The following is a 1318-nucleotide window of genomic DNA, read 5'->3' on the forward strand; positions in this document are numbered from 1 at the left end:
AAAGTCGCTTCCCGTATGTCGAACTAGAACAAAATAAAAAACCCTTGAGTATCAAGGGTTTCAGGGGATTTTTAGTTTGGAGCGGGTGATGGGAATCGAACCCACGCTACCAGCTTGGAAGGCTGGAGTTCTACCATTGAACTACACCCGCATAAACGATTAAATTGGTCGGGACGACACGATTTGAACATGCGACCCCCTGCTCCCAAAGCAGGTGCTCTACCAAGCTGAGCTACGTCCCGATGTATGCAACAGCCTTTTTTCCATTCAAATCAGTTCACTTAACTTGAAGATGGCGTGCCCAGAGAGATTCGAACTCCCGACCTTTTGATTCGTAGTCAAACGCTCTATCCAGCTGAGCTATGGGCACATAATTATGGAGCGGACGAAGGGATTCGAACCCTCGACCCTCGCCTTGGCAAGGCGATGCTCTACCACTGAGCCACGTCCGCATGGTAAGGTACTTCAGTGCGCGTGGAGGGACTTGAACCCCCACGGTTGCCCGCTAGATCCTAAGTCTAGTGCGTCTGCCAATTCCGCCACACGCGCGCATAGGTCTGAGTATGGTGAGCCATGCAGGACTCGAACCTGCGACACCCTGATTAAAAGTCAGGTGCTCTACCAACTGAGCTAATGGCTCATAAAATGGCTGGGGATCTAGGAATCGAACCTAGGAATGACGGAGTCAAAGTCCGTTGCCTTACCGCTTGGCTAATCCCCAACATCCAGTTCAACTAGCATGCCCGGATGTCATCAGCTTAATCCAGACAGAGAAGAAAAAATGGTGACCCGTAGGGGATTCGAACCCCTGTTACCTCCGTGAAAGGGAGGTGTCTTAACCCCTTGACCAACGGGCCTTGAATGGAGCTTCCAACCGGGATCGAACCGGTGACCTCATCCTTACCATGGATGCACTCTACCTACTGAGCTATGGAAGCAAGTGGCTCCCCGAACAGGACTCGAACCTGTGACAACTCGATTAACAGTCGAGTGCTCTACCAACTGAGCTATCAGGGAACATCCGCTTGGCGACGTCCTACTCTCCCGGGACCCTGCGGTCCAAGTACCATCGGCGCTGGAGGGCTTAACGGTCGTGTTCGAGATGGGAACGCGTGGTTCCCCTCCGCCATTATCACCAAACGAATACTTATTCTATCAGGTTTCTTCCGAAAAGGCAATACCTTTTCTGGATTATTCCCTGAAAACCGGATGCGAAGTCAAACGCGGTGGAACATGTTATTACCGGTGTGTCATTTGGATAAGCCCTCGACCGATTAGTATCCGTCAGCTGCATGCGTTGCCGCACTTCCACCTCGGA

10 tRNA genes and 1 rRNA gene are annotated in these 1318 nt (G+C 51.7%); all 11 read right to left on the reverse strand.

The annotated features are described in order from the left end of the window. Positions 1 to 77: 77 nt before the first annotated feature. Positions 78 to 151: transfer RNA gene (locus tag ACSEXS_RS22510), tRNA-Gly, on the reverse strand. 14 nt (positions 152 to 165) lie between these two features. Further along, positions 166 to 242 (reverse strand) — tRNA-Pro (locus ACSEXS_RS22515). 51 nt (positions 243 to 293) lie between these two features. Further along, a tRNA-Arg gene (locus tag ACSEXS_RS22520) sits at positions 294 to 370 on the reverse strand. Positions 371 to 377: 7 nt separating this feature from the next. Continuing rightward, positions 378 to 452 (reverse strand) — tRNA-Gly (locus ACSEXS_RS22525). A gap of 17 nt (positions 453 to 469) precedes the next feature. Then, a tRNA-Leu gene (locus ACSEXS_RS22530) sits at positions 470 to 549 on the reverse strand. Positions 550 to 564: 15 nt separating this feature from the next. Next, positions 565 to 640: transfer RNA gene (locus ACSEXS_RS22535), tRNA-Lys, on the reverse strand. Positions 641 to 646: 6 nt separating this feature from the next. Next, positions 647 to 721 (reverse strand) — tRNA-Gln (locus ACSEXS_RS22540). A 61-nt stretch (positions 722 to 782) separates the two neighbouring features. Further along, a tRNA-Glu gene (locus ACSEXS_RS22545) sits at positions 783 to 857 on the reverse strand. Positions 858 to 862: 5 nt separating this feature from the next. Then, positions 863 to 938: transfer RNA gene (locus ACSEXS_RS22550), tRNA-Thr, on the reverse strand. A 3-nt stretch (positions 939 to 941) separates the two neighbouring features. Next, positions 942 to 1017, reverse strand: a tRNA-Asn gene (locus ACSEXS_RS22555). 6 nt (positions 1018 to 1023) lie between these two features. Continuing rightward, a 5S ribosomal RNA gene (gene rrf / locus ACSEXS_RS22560) occupies positions 1024 to 1140 on the reverse strand. Between the last annotated feature and the right edge of the window lie 178 nt (positions 1141 to 1318).

This window comes from Gorillibacterium terrae, assembly GCF_051594785.1.
GTDB lineage: Bacteria > Bacillota > Bacilli > Paenibacillales > NBRC-103111 > Gorillibacterium.